Annotated in this window: 17 protein-coding genes; 14 read left to right on the top strand and 3 right to left on the bottom strand. The window is 67.4% G+C overall.

Features of this window, described 5'->3' with window-relative positions; all coding sequences use genetic code 11:
• The first annotated feature begins 195 nt into the window (after positions 1–195).
• The 9 genes from ACTOQ1_RS38670 (at position 196) to ACTOQ1_RS38630 (ending at position 5,154) form a co-directional block, all read left to right on the top strand.
• Positions 196–471: a hypothetical protein gene (locus tag ACTOQ1_RS38670; RefSeq protein WP_440073106.1), complete on the top strand. Its 276-nt coding sequence runs from the start codon at positions 196–198 to the stop codon at positions 469–471.
• Complete coding sequence (locus ACTOQ1_RS38665; protein ID WP_440073105.1) at positions 468–875, top strand: ATP-binding protein; 408 nt, start codon at positions 468–470, stop codon at positions 873–875. The genes ACTOQ1_RS38670 and ACTOQ1_RS38665 overlap by 4 nt, the downstream gene beginning before the upstream one ends.
• Positions 876–1,159: 284 nt before the next feature.
• Positions 1,160–1,285: a hypothetical protein gene (locus ACTOQ1_RS38660; RefSeq protein WP_440073103.1), complete on the top strand. Its 126-nt coding sequence runs from the start codon at positions 1,160–1,162 to the stop codon at positions 1,283–1,285.
• 149 nt (positions 1,286–1,434) lie between these two features.
• A complete protein-coding gene (locus ACTOQ1_RS38655) occupies positions 1,435–1,764 on the top strand; it encodes a PadR family transcriptional regulator (protein WP_440073102.1) in 330 nt (109 codons plus the stop codon).
• A 2-nt stretch (positions 1,765–1,766) separates the two neighbouring features.
• Positions 1,767–2,159: a DUF1048 domain-containing protein gene (locus ACTOQ1_RS38650; protein ID WP_440073100.1), complete on the top strand. Its 393-nt coding sequence runs from the start codon at positions 1,767–1,769 to the stop codon at positions 2,157–2,159.
• A 23-nt stretch (positions 2,160–2,182) separates the two neighbouring features.
• Complete coding sequence (locus ACTOQ1_RS38645) at positions 2,183–3,019, top strand: ABC transporter ATP-binding protein (protein WP_440073099.1); 837 nt, start codon at positions 2,183–2,185, stop codon at positions 3,017–3,019.
• On the top strand, positions 3,016–3,777 hold the full coding sequence (locus tag ACTOQ1_RS38640) for an ABC transporter permease (RefSeq protein WP_440073097.1): 762 nt from the start codon (positions 3,016–3,018) through the stop codon (positions 3,775–3,777). The genes ACTOQ1_RS38645 and ACTOQ1_RS38640 overlap by 4 nt, the downstream gene beginning before the upstream one ends.
• A gap of 84 nt (positions 3,778–3,861) precedes the next feature.
• The gene (locus ACTOQ1_RS38635) at positions 3,862–4,080 is read left to right on the top strand and encodes a hypothetical protein (RefSeq protein ID WP_440073095.1); all 219 of its coding nucleotides are present in this window, start codon (positions 3,862–3,864) and stop codon (positions 4,078–4,080) included.
• A 120-nt stretch (positions 4,081–4,200) separates the two neighbouring features.
• A complete protein-coding gene (locus tag ACTOQ1_RS38630; protein ID WP_440073093.1) occupies positions 4,201–5,154 on the top strand; it encodes an alpha/beta fold hydrolase in 954 nt (317 codons plus the stop codon).
• 136 nt (positions 5,155–5,290) lie between these two features.
• On the opposite strand, the gene ACTOQ1_RS38625 is transcribed toward ACTOQ1_RS38630, so the two are convergent.
• On the bottom strand, positions 5,291–6,034 hold the full coding sequence (locus ACTOQ1_RS38625; protein ID WP_440073092.1) for a group II truncated hemoglobin: 744 nt from the start codon (positions 6,032–6,034) through the stop codon (positions 5,291–5,293).
• 216 nt (positions 6,035–6,250) lie between these two features.
• Between ACTOQ1_RS38625 and ACTOQ1_RS38620 the strand changes: the two genes are divergently transcribed.
• The 5 genes from ACTOQ1_RS38620 to ACTOQ1_RS38600 all read left to right on the top strand — a co-directional run bounded on the left by ACTOQ1_RS38620 (position 6,251) and on the right by ACTOQ1_RS38600 (position 14,302).
• Complete coding sequence (locus ACTOQ1_RS38620) at positions 6,251–7,162, top strand: hypothetical protein (protein WP_440073090.1); 912 nt, start codon at positions 6,251–6,253, stop codon at positions 7,160–7,162.
• Between the two features lie 795 nt (positions 7,163–7,957).
• On the top strand, positions 7,958–9,127 hold the full coding sequence (gene cas7g, locus ACTOQ1_RS38615) for a type I-G CRISPR-associated RAMP protein Csb1/Cas7g (RefSeq protein WP_440073089.1): 1,170 nt from the start codon (positions 7,958–7,960) through the stop codon (positions 9,125–9,127).
• 5 nt (positions 9,128–9,132) lie between these two features.
• Complete coding sequence (csb2, locus tag ACTOQ1_RS38610; RefSeq protein ID WP_440073087.1) at positions 9,133–10,515, top strand: type I-G CRISPR-associated protein Csb2; 1,383 nt, start codon at positions 9,133–9,135, stop codon at positions 10,513–10,515.
• On the top strand, positions 10,512–13,370 hold the full coding sequence (gene cas3g / locus ACTOQ1_RS38605; protein WP_440073086.1) for a type I-G CRISPR-associated helicase/endonuclease Cas3g: 2,859 nt from the start codon (positions 10,512–10,514) through the stop codon (positions 13,368–13,370). The genes csb2 and cas3g overlap by 4 nt, the downstream gene beginning before the upstream one ends.
• Positions 13,367–14,302 carry a type I-G CRISPR-associated protein, Cas3-extension family gene (locus tag ACTOQ1_RS38600; protein WP_440073084.1) on the top strand — a complete coding sequence of 312 codons (936 nt, stop codon included), beginning with the start codon at positions 13,367–13,369 and terminating at the stop codon, positions 14,300–14,302. The genes cas3g and ACTOQ1_RS38600 overlap by 4 nt, the downstream gene beginning before the upstream one ends.
• Before the next feature lie 857 nt (positions 14,303–15,159).
• Here the strand turns inward: ACTOQ1_RS38600 and ACTOQ1_RS38595 are convergent.
• Positions 15,160–15,465 (bottom strand): DUF397 domain-containing protein, encoded by a 306-nt coding sequence (locus ACTOQ1_RS38595; protein WP_440073083.1) that lies wholly within the window; start codon positions 15,463–15,465, stop codon positions 15,160–15,162.
• A 22-nt stretch (positions 15,466–15,487) separates the two neighbouring features.
• Entirely contained in the window at positions 15,488–16,318 is an 831-nt protein-coding gene (locus ACTOQ1_RS38590) for a helix-turn-helix domain-containing protein (RefSeq protein ID WP_440073081.1), read from the bottom strand.

Genomic DNA, 16,318 nt, shown 5'->3' with positions numbered 1-16,318 from the left:
ACGTTCCCCCTCCATCGAATCGACGCCAACAGTAACCGACCCCCAACGGAGAGTGCTGACGCTTTTCGGAACGCGATTTGCGTTTTTGGTAGCGCGATCGTTGGCGGAGATGCATGCTCTATGCGTACGAGCCGTGACCCTCCGTAGATGAAAGTGGCCACGGCAAGTACCCAACAGATGCGGAGCTCACGAAGGGTGGACGAGCAGATGAGGGTGCGTGATCTTCGGGGGTGGGGTGGGCAGCTGGTGGAGCTGGCCTGGGAGTTGAACGAGTTGGGGTTCGACTCCGTGGTGCGGTTCCACCCCGACCGCCGACCGAGCATGGAGATCTTCCTGCCTCCCGGACAGCGGGACCTCGCGACCGAGCAGCGGGGCCGCGTCTCGGCGTGCACCCGGAGCCGTAGGCACGAGCGAGGCTCCCGGACCAGGGCTCGGAAGGCCTGCGAGCGGATCACGCGGGGGACGAGATGAGGGCGCTGGGGCTGCTGGGCCAGGTCGAGGTGCCCGCGCAGGTCGCGGCCGTTCCCCGGGCCCGCCACTACGTCCACGACCTACTGAAAGGGATCGATCACCCGCACACCGACGACGCGTTGCTGCTCGTCACCGAACTCGTCACCAACGCGATCCGCCACTCCGACTCCGGCCGATGCCCCGACGGTCGAATCATCATCGCCGTCGCGAACCATCTTGGAACGCTCCACATCGATGTCGTCGACGCCGGATCGACCGGGCAGCGGCCTCGCCTCTGCGCGGAGGTAGGGCCCGACAGCGGTGGAGGACGCGGACTCCGGCTGGTGCAGGAGCTGTCCTCGGCCTGGGGTTGGTACGAGACCCTGGTCGGTCGTGTGGTCTGGTTCCAGTTGGGCGGACGGTGACACCGTGGTCCGCTGGGACCACTCGCCCCGACCAGGGCGCCCGCTGCGCCCGTACCGCCCTCGGCCACCTCACCCCCGCCGACCGGGACACCGAGGTCGCCTGGCACCTCGTCAGCCGCGAATCCACCCGGCGCCCTCGAAGGGGCCGGTGACGAAGGCCACGCCGGGCGGTGCGCCAGGCCGGCGGAGGTCCGGCGACGATCGGACCTGACGCGGTGTCGCGTCAGCGGCCGTGTCAGCACGGCGACGGCCCGGTATCAGGGAGGTCGGCGATCGTGGATGCCATGAACGGTTCAGTGATCGCGCCGCTCGCGGCCGGGCTCGTGGTCGCCGGTGCTCCCGTCGTGTCCGCGTCGGCGAGGCCGGGGATCGCGATCTCCGGCGGGCTGACGCGGCCCCTTCTCTCCTGAAGGGCGGCGGGTCCGCTCGCGAGTAGCGATCAGGTCACACGTTCGCGGTCCGGTCTCACGTCTCAGCTATTCAGTGTTGCTATATACCGGTAGTCAGTGTTACTTTATACCAGTAGTCAGCGACATTAAGTAGCTGGAGGGGGTGCCCCATGAGCAAGCAGCTGACGGAGATGCTCAAGGGAACGCTGGAGGGCATCGTCCTCGCGATCTTGTCCGGCCGGCCCGCGTACGGCTACGAGATCACGGCGTGGCTGCGGGACCAGGGCTTCTCCGACATCGCCGAGGGCACCGTCTACGCCCTGCTCGTCAGGATCGAGCGGCGAGGTCTCGTCGACGTGGAGAAGGTCCCGTCCGAGAAGGGGCCGCCGCGCAAGGTGTACTCCCTGAACGCTCAGGGACGTGAATATCTCGAAGAGTTCTGGAGGAACTGGAGCTTCCTCGCAGAACGGCTCGAACAGCTCCACGAAAGAGGCAACTAGACATGGAAACAGGGTCGAACGAGCCGAAGAGCCGCTACCGCCAGTACCTGGAGGTGGTCACAGGATCGCTCGAGGACAAGAAGCGCTACCGGCAGTACAAGGCACGCGTCAAAAAGCTTCCCGAGGACTATCACGCGGCGGTCGAGGCGCTGGAGCGGTACCTGATGCACTTCGGGCCGGGGGACAGCTCCGACGCGGCCGCGATGTACGACGACCTCGCCGACCTGTTCGAACAGAGCGCGGCGAGCGGGACTCCGATCCGCGAAATCGTCGGGGAGAACCCCGTGGAGTTCGTCGAGGCGTTCCTCCAGAACTACCCGGGGGGTCAGTGGATCAACCGGGAGCGGCAACGGCTGACCGACGCCATCGATCGCGTCACGGGCGACAAGCCGTGACCAGGCAGAGAACGGATATCCGGATGACAACCAATCAGGTCCAGGGGCCCGCGATCCACGTGCGGGGCCTGGAGAAGTCGTACAAGGAGCTGCGTGTGCTGCGCGGCGTGGACTTCGAGGTGGCGCGGGGCAGCATCTTCGCCCTGCTCGGCTCGAACGGGGCGGGCAAGACCACGGCGGTGAGAATCCTGTCCACGCTGCTCAAGGCCGACGCGGGAACCGCCCGGGTCAACGGCTTCGACGTCGCCACGCAGGCGGCGGACGTGCGCGAGTCCATCAGCCTCACCGGGCAGTTCGCGGCGGTCGACGAGATCCTGAGCGGGCGGGAGAACCTCGTGCTGGTCGCCCGGCTGCGGCACCTCAAGGATCCGGGCAAGGTCGCCGACGACCTGCTCGCCCGTTTCTCGCTGACCGACGCGGGCGCGCGGAAGGCGTCGACGTACTCGGGAGGCATGCGCCGCCGCCTCGACATCGCGATGAGCCTCATCGGGAACCCGCCGATCATCTTCCTCGACGAGCCGACGACCGGCCTCGACCCCCAGGCGCGCATCGAGGTGTGGCAGGCCGTCAGGGAGCTCGCCGCCCAGGGGACGACGGTGCTGCTCACCACGCAGTATCTGGACGAGGCCGAGCAACTCGCCGACCGGATCGCGATCCTCCACGAGGGCCGGGTCATCGTGAACGGCACCCTCACCGAGCTCAAGCAGCTGCTCCCGCCCGCCAAGGTCGAATACGTCGAGAAGCAGCCGACCCTGGAGGACGTCTTCCTCTCGCTCGTCGGCGCCGACGGCAAGGGCGCGACACCGACAACGACCGCAACGACCGCAACGCCGGCACCGACGAGTAAGGGACAACGATGAACAGGCATTTCCTCGGCGACACCGCCGTCCTGCTGGGGCGGTCCCTGCGCCACATCGCGCGCAGTCCGGACACCATCATCACGACCGCGATCATGCCGATCGCCATGATGCTGATGTTCGTCTACGTGTTCGGCGGCGCGATCAGAACGGGGTCGGATTCGTATGTGAACTACATGCTGCCCGGCATCCTGCTCATCACGGTCGCCTCGGGCATCGCCTACACCGCGTTCCGGCTGTTCATGGACATGAAGGGCGGGATCTTCGAGCGCTTCCAGTCCATGCCGATCGCTCGCTCGTCGGTGCTGTGGGCGCACGTGCTGACCTCGCTGGTCGCCAACGTGATCTCGCTCGTGGTGGTCGTGCTCGTCGCCCTGCTCATGGGCTTCCGCTCGGCGGCGGGAGTGCCGGCGTGGCTCGCGGTCGCGGGCATCCTGATCCTGTTCACCCTGGCGTTGACGTGGATCGCCGTCATCCCCGGCCTGTCCGCCAAGACCATGGAGGGCGCGAGCGCGTTCTCCTACCCGCTCATCTTCCTGCCGTTCCTCAGCTCGGCGTTCGTGCCCACCGACACCATGCCCGGCCCGGTGCGCTTCTTCGCCGAGCACCAGCCGGTGACCTCCATCGTCAACGCCATCCGCGACCTGTTCACCCAGCAGCCGGTCGGCACCGACATCTGGATCGCCCTCGGCTGGTGCGTCGGCATCCTCGTCGTCGCGTACGTCTTCGCCATGAACACCTACCGCCGCAAGATCTCCTAGGGCCGTGCCGATCGAGCCTGTCCCGATCCGGCTCGACGTGGCGCCTCCCACGCCGCGCCTGGCCGTACCGGCCTCGGGCTGTACGTGCAGGACACGGGCCCGGGCTGCGTCGGCACCGTCCTCAACCACAACGGCGGCGTCAACGGCTACGGGGCGCTGATGTACAGCACGCCCGACGGCAGCAGGACCCTGACCGCCTCGATCACCGCCGGGGACGCCGCGATCGACCCGGCGCAGGTGTTCCCGAAAGCGCTGGAAAAGCTCCTTGAGGAGGTGTTCTGCGACGGGCGGACCGCAGGCTGACGGGACCGGGCCGACCGGGCATCAGAAACAAAACGCGATTATCATTATACCATGAATTGCCGCCAATAGCACATTAATTGCAATTTGCCTCACATAAAAGAAATCGATAAATTCGCGCTCGTGAAGGCGAACGAAGAGAAGTTTGTCGTGTCCGGCGATGTGCGGCTGTGGACGGAACGGTTCGGTGATCCGCGAGATCCCGCCGTGCTGCTCGTCATGGGCACCTCCACAATGGGAATGGGCTGGCCGGACGAATTGGTGAAGGTCCTCCTCGAAGGCGGGTTGCACGTGATCCGTTTCGACCATCGCGACACCGGGCGGTCCGGCCGCGTGGACTTCGCGACGCACCCCTACACGCTGGCGGACATGGCCGGCGACGCGACAGCCGTGCTGGACGGGCACGGGGTGGCCGCCGCGCACGTCGCGGGAGCCTCACTCGGCGGCGCGATCGGGCAGTGGCTGGCGGTGCACCGCCCCGAGCGCGTGCTCACCCTCGCCGCGATCATGACCGGCCCGATGGGCCACAGCGCGGGACCCGCCTTCGCCCGGGCCTTCGCCGGGCAGGATCCCGACCCCGACGACCTGCCGCCGCCCACGCAGCGGTTCCTCCAGCACCTCGTCCGGCTGGCGACCTCGCCCCCGGCCACCCGCGAGGAGCACATCGCGGCCGGTATGGAGACCTGGCGCGTGCTGAACGGCGACGTCCTGCCCTTCGACGAGCAGGCCGCACGACGGCTCGTCGAGGCCGCGAGCGAGTTGGGCGGCGACCCGCGCGCCGCGGCCAACCACGACCTGGCAGGGAAGGTGATGACCGAGGACAGGCTCGCGCCGCTCTCCGCCGTCACCGCGCCGACGCTGGTCGTGCACGGTACCGAGGATCCCCTCCGCCCGCTACCGCACGGCGAGGCGGTCGCCGCGCAGATCCCGAACGCGCGCCTGGTGGCCGTGCCCGGCATGGGGCACGGCTTCTTCTCCCCCCTGCTGCCCCGCCGGGTCGGCGAGATCATCCGCGACCACATCTCTCTCGCCGGACGCGGAGAGCGGGAGGTCGGCTCACACAGTCCTGGGTCCTGAGTCCGAGCCCGAGGTCCCCGCCCCTTTCCGCCGGTCGACAGACCTTTTTTCGCCGGTCGGCGCCGAAGCAGGAGTACGCCCTGCGGTTACCGGGAACGGTGGGGAGACCGCCCGTGGCCCCGACCAGGATCCGGGGTCACGGCCGGTACGGCGGGGCGACTCCCCAGCCCCAGCGCGGGACCGGCGCCTGCGGGGGCGGGGTGGCGCCCGGCTGGGAGTTCTGTACCGCGAGGCGGGTGCCCCACTCGACGTATCCGGCGAACGCCGCCCGGAACTCGGGGTCGGCGGGCAGCCCCACCTCGTCGGCCGCGTCCATCAACAGGCTCACCCACCTGCGGCGCTGCCGCTCGGTGAGGTGCTTGCCGAGATGCTGGGAGAGCATGTGCGCATAGCCCCCGCGCTCGCGGGTGTAGCGGTCGGGGCCGCCGAAGACCTCCGCCAGCCACAGCGCGACGTACCGCGGATGGTCAGGGTCCATGTGCGCGAACAGCGGGCCGATCACCTCGTCCTCGCGCACGTGACCGTAGAACGTCTCGGTCAGCCGCTCGAACGCCGTCGCGCCGCCCGCCCAGTCGAACAGCGTCGGCTCGGTCTTTGTGAGCACCGGCTCGTAGTGCCGCATCTCCTCGATGTCCGCGACGTACGGCTTTATCTCGGCGAAGAACTCCGTGAAGTGCTCGCTGCCGCGGAAGCCCTCCAGGTGACCCTTGGCGGAGGTCCAGACGATGCGCAGAATGTAGACGCCCGGCTCGTCGGTACACCTCGACAGCTCGTAGTCCAGGCACTGGGGCGCCCTGCCCAACGGCACCGCCGCCCGGCGGTAGGCGGCCTCGAACTCCTCGGCCCGGGGGACGCGGTAACGGATGTACTCAACGATCATCGTCTCCACCTTCGAGTGATCAAGTAAGCATGTAATCATCTTACGAGACCGATGATCGCGATGTGGAGGATCGACATCTGGTTCAATCCGCCCGGAGGCTGAACCGGAATCCGGAAGATTGAACACACCTCCTCCTGATTTCCCCCGTCCAAGCCGTTGCCAGACGGCTATGGTGCGCCGTACCCGATTTGATCTAGGTCGCAGGAGCGCACGGTGATGAACGTGAGGGAGCCCGACTGGGCGTACGCGGCCAAGTCCCTTCTCAAGGTCCTGGTCGTCGCTTCGGCACTGTTCCTGGCACTCAACGTGTTCGAACGAGTTCTGTGGCTGTTCGGCGACTTCGACGACAAACGGACAGCTCAGGTGTACGGCACCGCCGCTCGCGTCGCGAACCCGGACAAGTACCTGTCGCCCGGTCACAGCGACGGCGGACTGCTGGAGACGACCCACACAATGTGGGAGACGCCCCGCCGGGTCGGCCCCAGCGATGACGAGACGAAGTACGAGATCACGGAGGACCTGTTCGGCGCAGTCCGCGCCCCCTCCCTCGACGAACCGTCCAGCAGCCTGTTCGTCGCGATCAACTCCGTGAGCGCGGAGCCCGGCATCGACGAGCAGCTGAAGGAGAAGGTCGGAAAGACCATCGACGGACTCCCCCAGACGCTCAAGGCTGTCGGGGTCGTGGAGTTCGCACACTCGATGACCGCCAAACAGCTCGTCGCCTTCAACCGGAGGCACAAAATCTGCGATGGGGGCGTCTCCTACATCTACGCCACGTCCTTCTTCGACGACTCCAGCGAGGTGCCCTCCATGAACGCGGTCGTCTGGGACCGCTACATGAACGAGGAGAGCAACTGGGAGGACGTCCCCTATCGGTGCGAGACCGAGCCCGTGCCGGCGCTGGCGGAGTTCCGCAGGTGGGTCGGGCTGCTCGACGAGGGGGACGACCTTGAGGAGTTCGAGCTGTACCGCGGCTGGCTCGTCGGAACGGCCAAGGAGGGCGTCGTGTACGGGCTCGTCGTCGACGGCTGGAAACTCGGCGACCTGCGCAAGCTCCTCGACAGTCCGGAGGTTCGGACGATCGACCTCACCGACGTCGCCTTCGACCTCTACACCGACCTCGAATAGCGTTCTTCCACGAGGTTCGCGGCGCGGACGCGAGCCTCGGCACCCGCGTTTCCCTGGCTCGCGACAGCGGCCCTTCGGGGTGAGCGGGAGCCGAGCATGACACCGCCGATCCTCGACCGATCCTCGACGCCAGAGCCAGGGCGCCCGCACTGCCCTCGGCCATCTCATCCCGGCCGACCGGGACACCGGCATCTCCCGACACCCGATCAGCCGTACCCCTACCCGATGACCTTGAAAAGCGGATTTTTCCGCTTGGCCGGTCCGAGAATACAGCTTCTCTGTAGGAATCGTACGCAGGCTGCGTGTAGGTCTGGCCAGTTTTCCTATTTTCTAACCGTCTCACCCCTTGCCAGATACTCTCACAACCCGGAAATACCCCAACGATTCCGAGGATGGAGTGTCGCCATGGGCGAACACACTGCCAATAGGCAGCAGAGAAAGATCAAAATCCTCATACCGCTGACGATCGTCGCGGTGGCGATCCCGACAGCGATCTGGCTGCGTCGTCGCCCCAGCCAGCCGATACAGGTCTCGGTCCACACCTAGAGGGCCACCCACTTCGCCCATTGAACCGACACCATTTCACGCATGGGCGATATTCCCGAAATATCCGAATTCTGTCGATCTCGCGGTCTCATTGCGGTTATGTAGGGATTTTCCGCAGGGACGCACAGGACGCTTCCGCAGTCTTCATGGCTGCCGGTATCGCAGGCGGTTCCGATTCTGTCGGTCCCGCCTGCCACTCTCTCCCAAGGCAATTTTCTCGCGGTCAGGCAACACAGAGAGGTGTTCGCGGTGAGCACGAGTCTTTCGGCGCGTCTTCTGGACGCGCTCGGCGACGACAGGAAGCACACGGCGCTGGTGGTGCAGGCCAGATATCAACCGGTCGGCGGTGAGGGCAACGTCGTGATGCCCCCTACCTTCCCCACCGACAAGAACGAGAAGGACCTCACGAAGAAGTACGTCGTCGCCGATCGCCTGGTCGACGGCGAGCGGGTTGGGACGGTGACCATCGACCAGGAGCAGTCCCAGTCCAACCGACTGGAGGAGGCGCTGCGCGACGCCCGCGACGGGGGCCGTCTCACCCTGCCGATGTTCGAGCTCCGGACGAAGACGTCCCGGGGCGAGATCCGGCTGACCTCACTCGACTTCCCCCACCGCTACGCCGACGCCTACCTGCGCGACAGCACGATCGGAGGGATCCGCTTCGACCAGAGCGGGATCGGCGAGCGGCTGCGTGCCGTCAGCGTGACCGACGTCCGGCCGCTGTTCGAGCGGGAGCCCCTGTCCCTCGTGCTCGGCGCGTGGGACTCCCACCGCAAGGGCCGCTGGCCCAAGTTCGCCCGCCTCTACACCGCGACCATGTACGGAGTGGCACCCCACTTCGGCGCGCGACGCGGCGGGCGCCTCGACCCACAGAACCTCACCGGCTCGGTCGACGACAAGGCCAAGGCGGAGAACCACTGGAAGTTCGTCGCCGACGGGGAGAAGAAGAAGGGTGGCAAGCTCAGCGAGATCGGGCACGGCAATATCGCCCCCAACCCGGTGCCGGGCGGAGCCACCGTCAAGGAGATCCGCCGGATCGCGAGCATCTCCTTCGCAGGCCTTGAGCGCCTGCGCTTCGGTGACGCCTCCGCCGAAGCCTGCGTGGCCGGCCGTGCCACACTCGCCGCCCTCACCCTCGTCGGCGACCGGCTGGCGTTCGGACGCCCGTCGGTCTGGCTGCGCTCAGGCTGCGACCTGGCCAAGGCGTCCGAGACGGTCGGCCTGGAGCTTCCTGGCGGCAGCATCGACGAGCTTGAGGTGTCGGTACGAGAGGCGCTGGACGCCTACCACGAGCTGCGCGACGAGGCGGCCCGGCTGGGTGTGCCAATGGCCGACGACACGATCGAGGTTACCCCGATCCCCTCGCTCCAGCAGGCGATCGAGTTCGCCTTCGCCCAGTCCGCCGCCGACGAGGAGTAGCAGTCGTGGCGCTCACTCTCACGGTGCGGCTGCGCCATGGCCGCTACGACGCCGGTGACATGCGGCCCAGCCGGGCCGAATGGCCCCCTCACCCGGCCCGGCTGTTCTGCGCCCTAGCCGCCTCGGCGGTGCAGGCGGACGACTGGGACGCCCTGCGCTGGCTCGAACGCGCCGGGGCGCCGGTGGTGCGCGCGGCCATGGACGATGCGCGGCCGGGCAGGACCGACTCCTACGTGGTGACGAACCAGACCGAGCAGAAGAGCGGTAGCCAGAGCTGGCCGGGCCGCACGAACGGGGCGCGCAGCCGCGCGTTCGTCACCCCAGCCTGCGACCGGTTCGCCGTGGTGTGGCCGGGTGCCGACCCAGATCCCGGCATGCTGGCCAAGCTCGGCGCCCTGGCCCGACGGGTGCCGTACGTCGGCCGCTCGACCAGCCAGGCCGAGGTGACCGTGACCGGCTCCCTCCCCGACGACGAACCGGCGTGGTCGGAGCTTGCCCCCGTCGCGCTCGGCACCCCCGGCGCGATCGAGCTGCGCGTCCCCTACGTCGGATACACCGACGCGCTCCAAGACGCCTACGACCGTGGCGGGAGAGCGTGGGAAGCCGCGCGGGCACTGCCGTACTCACCGGTCGTGGCGATGGAAGAACCCGTCCCGACGCACCTTTCCCCCTGGGACGACCTGATCGTGTGGGGATTCGAGCGGCCCAGCGCCCGCGTCAGCGGCGACCAGGTCGCCCGGCTCACGCTCGCCCTGCGCAAGGCCGTCATGTCCAGGGTGAGCGAGCCGATCCCGGCCCAGGTGAGCGGGCACGGGGCCGACGACAGGACCCATGTCGCCTTCCTCGCGCTTCCCGACGTCGAGCAGGAGCACTCCGACGGCCACCTTCTCGGAGTGGCGCTGGCACTCCCCCGTCACATGCCCGCCGAAGACTGGAACCGGCTGGCCAAGGCCGTCATGGCCGACCCGCTGACCAGGCTCACCCCCTGGCCAGGCGAGCCGGTGCGGCTCGGCCAGGGTCAGAACCTGCGCACCCTGCGTCGCGGCCGGTGGACCGGCCGGGCGGAGGGGACCCGCACCTGGGTCACGGCCACCCCGATGATGACCGACAGCTTCGCCCGTCCTGGCCGCTCGTACGAGCAGATGGTCGCCAAGTCGCTGCGCCGGGCCGGTTTCCCCCACGTCACCGACGTGGAGGTCTCGACGGCGCCGCTGACGCGCGGGGCGATCTGGCGTCCCCGCCCGGGATCCCTCCCGGCCAACCGGCCGAAGAAACCCATCGTGCACACCCGGGTCGTCTTCGACCGTCCGGTGGTGGGGCCGGTGATCGCGGGCTCCCTGCGCTACCTCGGCCTCGGCCTCTTCATCCCCGAAGGGGTCTCCGGATGAGTGCCTTCACCGTCACGGACTTCCCCGCCTTCTACAAGGAGGTCCACGGGTATGAGCCCTTCCCCTGGCAGACCGCGCTTCTCGACCGGGTGGTTCAGGAGGGCTGGCCGGAGCTGATCGACGTCCCCACGGGTCTGGGGAAGACGTCCGTGATCGACGTCGCCCTCTTCGCGGCGGCCCTCGGCAGGGTTCAGGATCGCGTCGGGGTTCCCAGGCGCGTCTTCTTCGTCGTCGACCGTCGGCTCATCGTCGACGAGGCATACCGGCACGCCGAGACCATCGCCGAGGCTCTCCGCACCTCCGAACGAGGGAGCCTCGCGGCCAAGGTCGCCACCGCCCTCCGGATGGAGGGCGACACCTTCGGGACGCCGGTGGAGGTGACCCGGATGCGCGGTGGGGTCAACTGGTCGTGGCGGTGGGTCGAGCGACCTGACCGGCACGCGATCGTCGTCGGGACCGTCGACCAGGTGGGCAGCCGGTTCCTCTTCCGCGGCTACGGCGTCGGGGAACACCTGCGCCCGATCGACGCGGCGCTGGTGGGCACCGACAGCCTGATCGTGGTGGACGAGGCCCACCTCTCGGAGGCGTTCCTGGCCAGCGTGCGCGGGGCCACGACCTGTGACGAGACACCGGCCCCGATCCGTCCGACCGTGGTCAGCATGTCCGCCAGCCCCGAGGCCGATACCGCCAACGTGCACGGCATCACCGAGGCGGACGAGAACCACGAGGAGGCGTCCAAACGGTTGAAGGCGTCCAAACGGCTCCACCTCGTGGACGTGCCGACCACCAAGGCCAACACGGCGAAGGTGATGCCCGAAGCTCTTGCTCACTGGGCGCGGGAGCTGCACCGCGAACACCCGGTCGTCGGTGTCGTCGTCAACACCGTGGCGCGGGCGCGGGCCGTGTTCGAGCTCCTGCGCACCGACCGCGCGAGCCGCTGCGTGATGCTGACCGGCAAGATCCGTCCGCTCGACCGCGACTACCTGCTGGCCGACCACTACGAGCGCATTAGGGCAGGCCGTGATCGCGCATCCGCCGAGCCGATGTTCGTCGTGGCGACCCAGACGATCGAGGTCGGCGCGAACATCGACCTGGACGCGCTCGTGACCGAGTCGTCCTCACTGCCCGCGCTCATCCAGCGTCTCGGCCGCCTGAACCGCCTCGGTGACCAGAAGACCGTGGCCTCCGCGGTCGTGCTGCACGGCTCGGCGGATTCCGACGGCGTGTACGACACGGCCCGTCCGGCGACCTGGGCCTGGCTATGCGAGCAGGGCGGCACACCCCTCACCCACTCGCAGAAGGCGCGGCTCCCCGCCGAACCGACGGGCATGGACGTCTTCCCCTCGGCACTGCGCGCGCTGGTGCGAGCCATGCCCCCCGGCCAGTGGGCGACGCTGCGCGAGCCCCGCTCCTACGTCCCCTTCCTGGGTCGGGCCCACCTGGACGTCTGGGCCCGCACCTCACCGATCCCCCTCAACGACATCCCCGTGGCCCCCTACCTGCACGGAATCGAACGGGAGACAGCCCAGGTGACGGTGGTCTGGCGCGACCTCCCCAACGACGAGAAGCTGTGGCCCGACCTCGTCGGCCTGGTGCCGCCGACCTCGGCCGAGAGCATCGAGCTGCCGCTCCCCGCCGTGAAATGCTGGCTCAGCGGCGAGCCCGGCGGAGACGACATCAGCGACCTGGAGGCCGAGTACCTCCCCGACGTCCTCGTCCCACCCGGCGGCAGGTCCGTGCTGCGCTACCGCTCACGCGACAGCGCCGAAGTGGTCAGCCCCACGAAGATCCGCGCGTCCGACCTCGTCGTCGTCCCCACCTCCTACGGCGGCTGCGACGAGCACGGCTGGCATCCCGACAGCCGCGAGCCCGCGATCGACATCGCCGACCTCGCACAGTCCGGCGTCCGGGGAGGGATGACGATCCGCGTCGGCCCGAGCCTGGTCCGCGCCATGGAAACCTACGCTCCCGACCTCGCCCCCGAGGTCGCGGCCTGGGTCGAACGCCTGCGAACCGACCACCAGAATGCTCTCGCACCGAACCCCACCCTGTCGCTCCAATCCGCACTGAGCAAACCTCAACCGGGTCAGGACGAGCTACCTCACCTGACGATGCTCAGACGGCTCACCGGCCGCCCCCAGGGCTGGCTGATCGACCACATCGACACCGGCACCCTCCTCCTGTCGTTCGGAACCACCGCGTTCCGCGAGGACACCACCGCCGCAGGATCCTCCATCTCCGCCGCGAAGCTCTCCCTGGCCATCCACCAGCAAGAGGTGGCGGAGAAGGCCGAGGAATTCGCCCGCAACCTGGGCATGGAGCCAGAGGTCGTCCGTGCCGTCGGGTTCGCCGCCCTCTGGCATGACGAGGGCAAACGCGACCCGCGCTTCCAGGTCATGCTCCACGGCGGCGACCGCTGGGCGGCAGCGGCCGGCGACGAACCGCTCGCGAAGTCGGGCATGAACCCCGGCGACCGCGCCGCCTTCCGGCAGGCCCGCCGAAGGGCGTCCTATCCGGGCTCAATGCGCCACGAGGTGCTCTCCGTCCAGATCGCGACCGCCCTGCTGACCGACGTACGCGACGTCGACCATGACCTGGTCCTGCACCTCGTCGCCAGCCACCACGGACGGAGCCGCCCACTGTTCCCCTCGGTCATCGATCCCGCGCCGACCACCAAAATCGAGCGGGACGGCCAGCCGATCGAGGTCGACACCTCCCGGTCGGTCGACTGGACGTCTCCGGGCCGCTTCGAGCGCCTCAACCGGCGCTACGGCCGCTGGGGTCTCGCCCGGATGGAAGCCATAGTCCGGCTGGCCGACATCTGGTGCTCGGCCCTCAGTGAGGAGCGGACATGACGACCTTCAGCACGGAGCTCCCCGCCCTCGACGGACGAGACCCGCTCGGCTTCCTCGCCGCCCTGGGCCTCCTGCGCGTCTGCGCCGACATCTGCCACGTGCCGACGGCGCTCTCCTTCTCCCACACCACCGCCTGCGCGATCCTGCACAGCCCGTACGAGACGGCCGAGGAGATAGCGGACGCCCTGCGCGGTGTCGTCGCGTCGATCCCCGACTCGGCTGTCCTCCCCGACGGCGGAGCCAATTTTCCACCGCCGTCCGGCTCAGGAAAGGACCCGCTGCGCCGATCCCGCGAGGACTTCCACCAGCTGATGGCGAGTCATCCCGAGGCGGTGGAAACCTGGCTGCCATCCCTGGTCACCGACCTCGCCCTCGACAAGCAGGGCCGCTGCGCCATCACACCGTTCACCGCCCCCAGCGGGCAGCAGAAGCTACGGACCTTCTTCGAGAAACCCCTGGAGGCGGTACGGAACGAGCCGGAGCGACTCCTGGAAGCCCTGGTCGGCTGGCGACGTGTGGAGGGCTTCACCGGCGAATATCTCGATCACCGGGTGCTGCGCAGCAACAGCGACGACCCCGAGGGCCGTCCCGGCCGGGAAAGCGGCGTCCCCGGAGCCACCTGGCTGGCCACTATGGCCCTGCCCCTCCTCCGTATCACCGGCGACGGCCACCGTCTCCGCGCCACCCTCTGGCACCGAACAGCCTCTACCTCCGTCATGCTCTGGCCCCTCTGGCGCCCCGCCCTCGATCTCCCCTCCGTGAGGTGCCTCCTCGACCACCCCACCTTCGCCCCTCGCGACCGAACCCCCACGGTCGATTCCGCCCAGTGGCCGGCGCTCGGCGTCTTCAACGTCTACGGAGCAGAACGCCAACGCATCCCCGGCCGCACCTTCGACGGCGTCCTGGCCCCGCTTCCCGTGAAGGTCATCTAGCCTCTGCATGTACGCACAAGTTGTCATTTGAAAAACGCACAGCATGCCACGATCCTCGCCAGGCTGTCCTCTCCTGGGAGCCGGTTAGGAACCTCAAGCATTCCCGCTTTCCCCGGGAGGTTCCGAAGCCCAAACAAGCACTCAAGAACTCAAACCAGACATTCTTTCGCTTTGACTCGATTACTCTGCGCTATAAACTCAGCTCGCGAAGCGTTGCAGTCCGGTCCTCGTGACCGGTCTCATTGCGGCATCATGTCGCGGCGGATAAGCTCGCGATCAAGGAGAGTTGCAGTCCGGTCCTCGTGACTGGTCTCATTGCGGCTTCGCCAAGTCAGCCGTACACAGAGCCAGGTACGTGTTGCACTCTGGTCCTCGTGACCGGTCTCATTACGGCCTCGCACGCCTGTACAACACCATGTTTTTGCGTAACGTTGCACTCCGGCCCTCGTGACCGGTCTCATTGCGGCACCCTTCTTGCAGGCCAGGCCGTCTACGCGGCCGGTGGTTGCACCCTGCTTCTCACGACCGGTCTCATTGCGGGGCGATGCGTTCCAGGTCCTTGACTGGGCGGGGACCCCCGAAGTTGCACTCCGGTCTTCACGACCGGTCTCATTGCAGGAGCTCGCGGACGCGGCTGGACTCCTTGGTGGTCATGGTTGCACTCCGGTCTCCCTGACCGGTCTCATTGCGGGGTGATCTCGACGGGCTTGCTCTGGCCGGTGAGCTCGTTGCACTCCGGTCTCCGGACCGGTCTCATTGCGGGGACTTTGGGGACGGCGGCGCGGCGTGAGTGATCTCATTCTGCCCCGGTCTCCGGACCGGTCTCATTCTGATCAACAGCACGTGGGGAAGCTTGGCTACCGGTCCAGGTCCACAAGGTCACCGTTCTTGATGCTAACGAGGAAGGCATTCCATTCAGAGGACATGAAGGCCAGAACCAGGCCATCAGGTTCCTTAGAATCACGGATTAGGAAGAGCTGTTCGGCATCGGCCGTACGCTCGGGTGCAACCTGGGCATCGCTAGCAAGTGCGACTTCAACGCAGCTCGCATCATTGCCACCGGGTGCGCTCCTGCGCCAAACGCCGACCTCGACGCAATCCTGGCCGGCACCGCTGAGGGAACTCTTGCGCCACACAATGCGGGATGAATCCGGGGTGGACATGCGCAACTTCCTTTCCTAGCGATCAATCAAATTCGGTGACCGTCTTCGCGATGAGACGTCGGGAATCATCTGGATCCATCGCCTTGGCACGAAGATGATCAAATGCCACTGTATAACGGTAGACGTCCGTCTCCCGTTCCACATAGAGACTGTCCGTCAGGTTTTCTAGGAACACCACATCCGGATCGGCAGGCTCGGGAAACTCCATGATCTGGAACGCGCCACTCGTGCCCGAGTGAGCTCCAGCATGGAAAGGCAGAAGCTGAACGGTGATGTTGGGTAGGTCCGCCAGTTCAAGGAGCCGTTCGAGCTGTGTCCGCATCACCGCAGGTCCACCGATGATTCGACGGATGACGGCTTCGTCGAGGACGGTCCAGAGCCGAAGGGGTTCCGCCTGGGTGAGAAGCGGCTGCCGGGCCATGCGGACTTCGATGCGGCGTTCGACTTCACCAGGAGGCGCAAGAATCAAGCCAGCGCGGATGACGGCGCGAGCGTAGTCCTCGGTCTGGAGGAGGCCCGGAAGAAGCACGGACGCAAAGCTCCGCATCGAAGCGGTTTCAGCTTCAAGGCTGATATAAGCGGTGTAATCGCTCGAAAGGTCGTTGTACGCCTGCCACCAGCCCTTTTTCCGAGCATCACGCGTGAGCTTGAGCAGTTCCTCTCGCCTGGGACCGTCCACTTCGTAAAGGTCGAGAAGGCGTTCGACGTCCTTGGGAACGACACCCACTCGGGATGTCTCGATCCGCGAGATCTTGGTGGCGGACCAGCTGAGCCGTTCGCCGACTTCTTCCATCGTCAACTGAGCGCGGTCACGTAAGCGGCGGAGCTCTGAGGCCAGGCGACGCCTGCGCAC

This window comes from Streptosporangium sp. OZ121, from assembly GCF_051918885.1.
Taxonomy (GTDB): Bacteria; Actinomycetota; Actinomycetes; order Streptosporangiales; family Streptosporangiaceae; genus Streptosporangium.
Note: the sequence above shows the minus strand (reverse complement) of the source record. Positions and strands in the feature narration are given on the sequence as shown.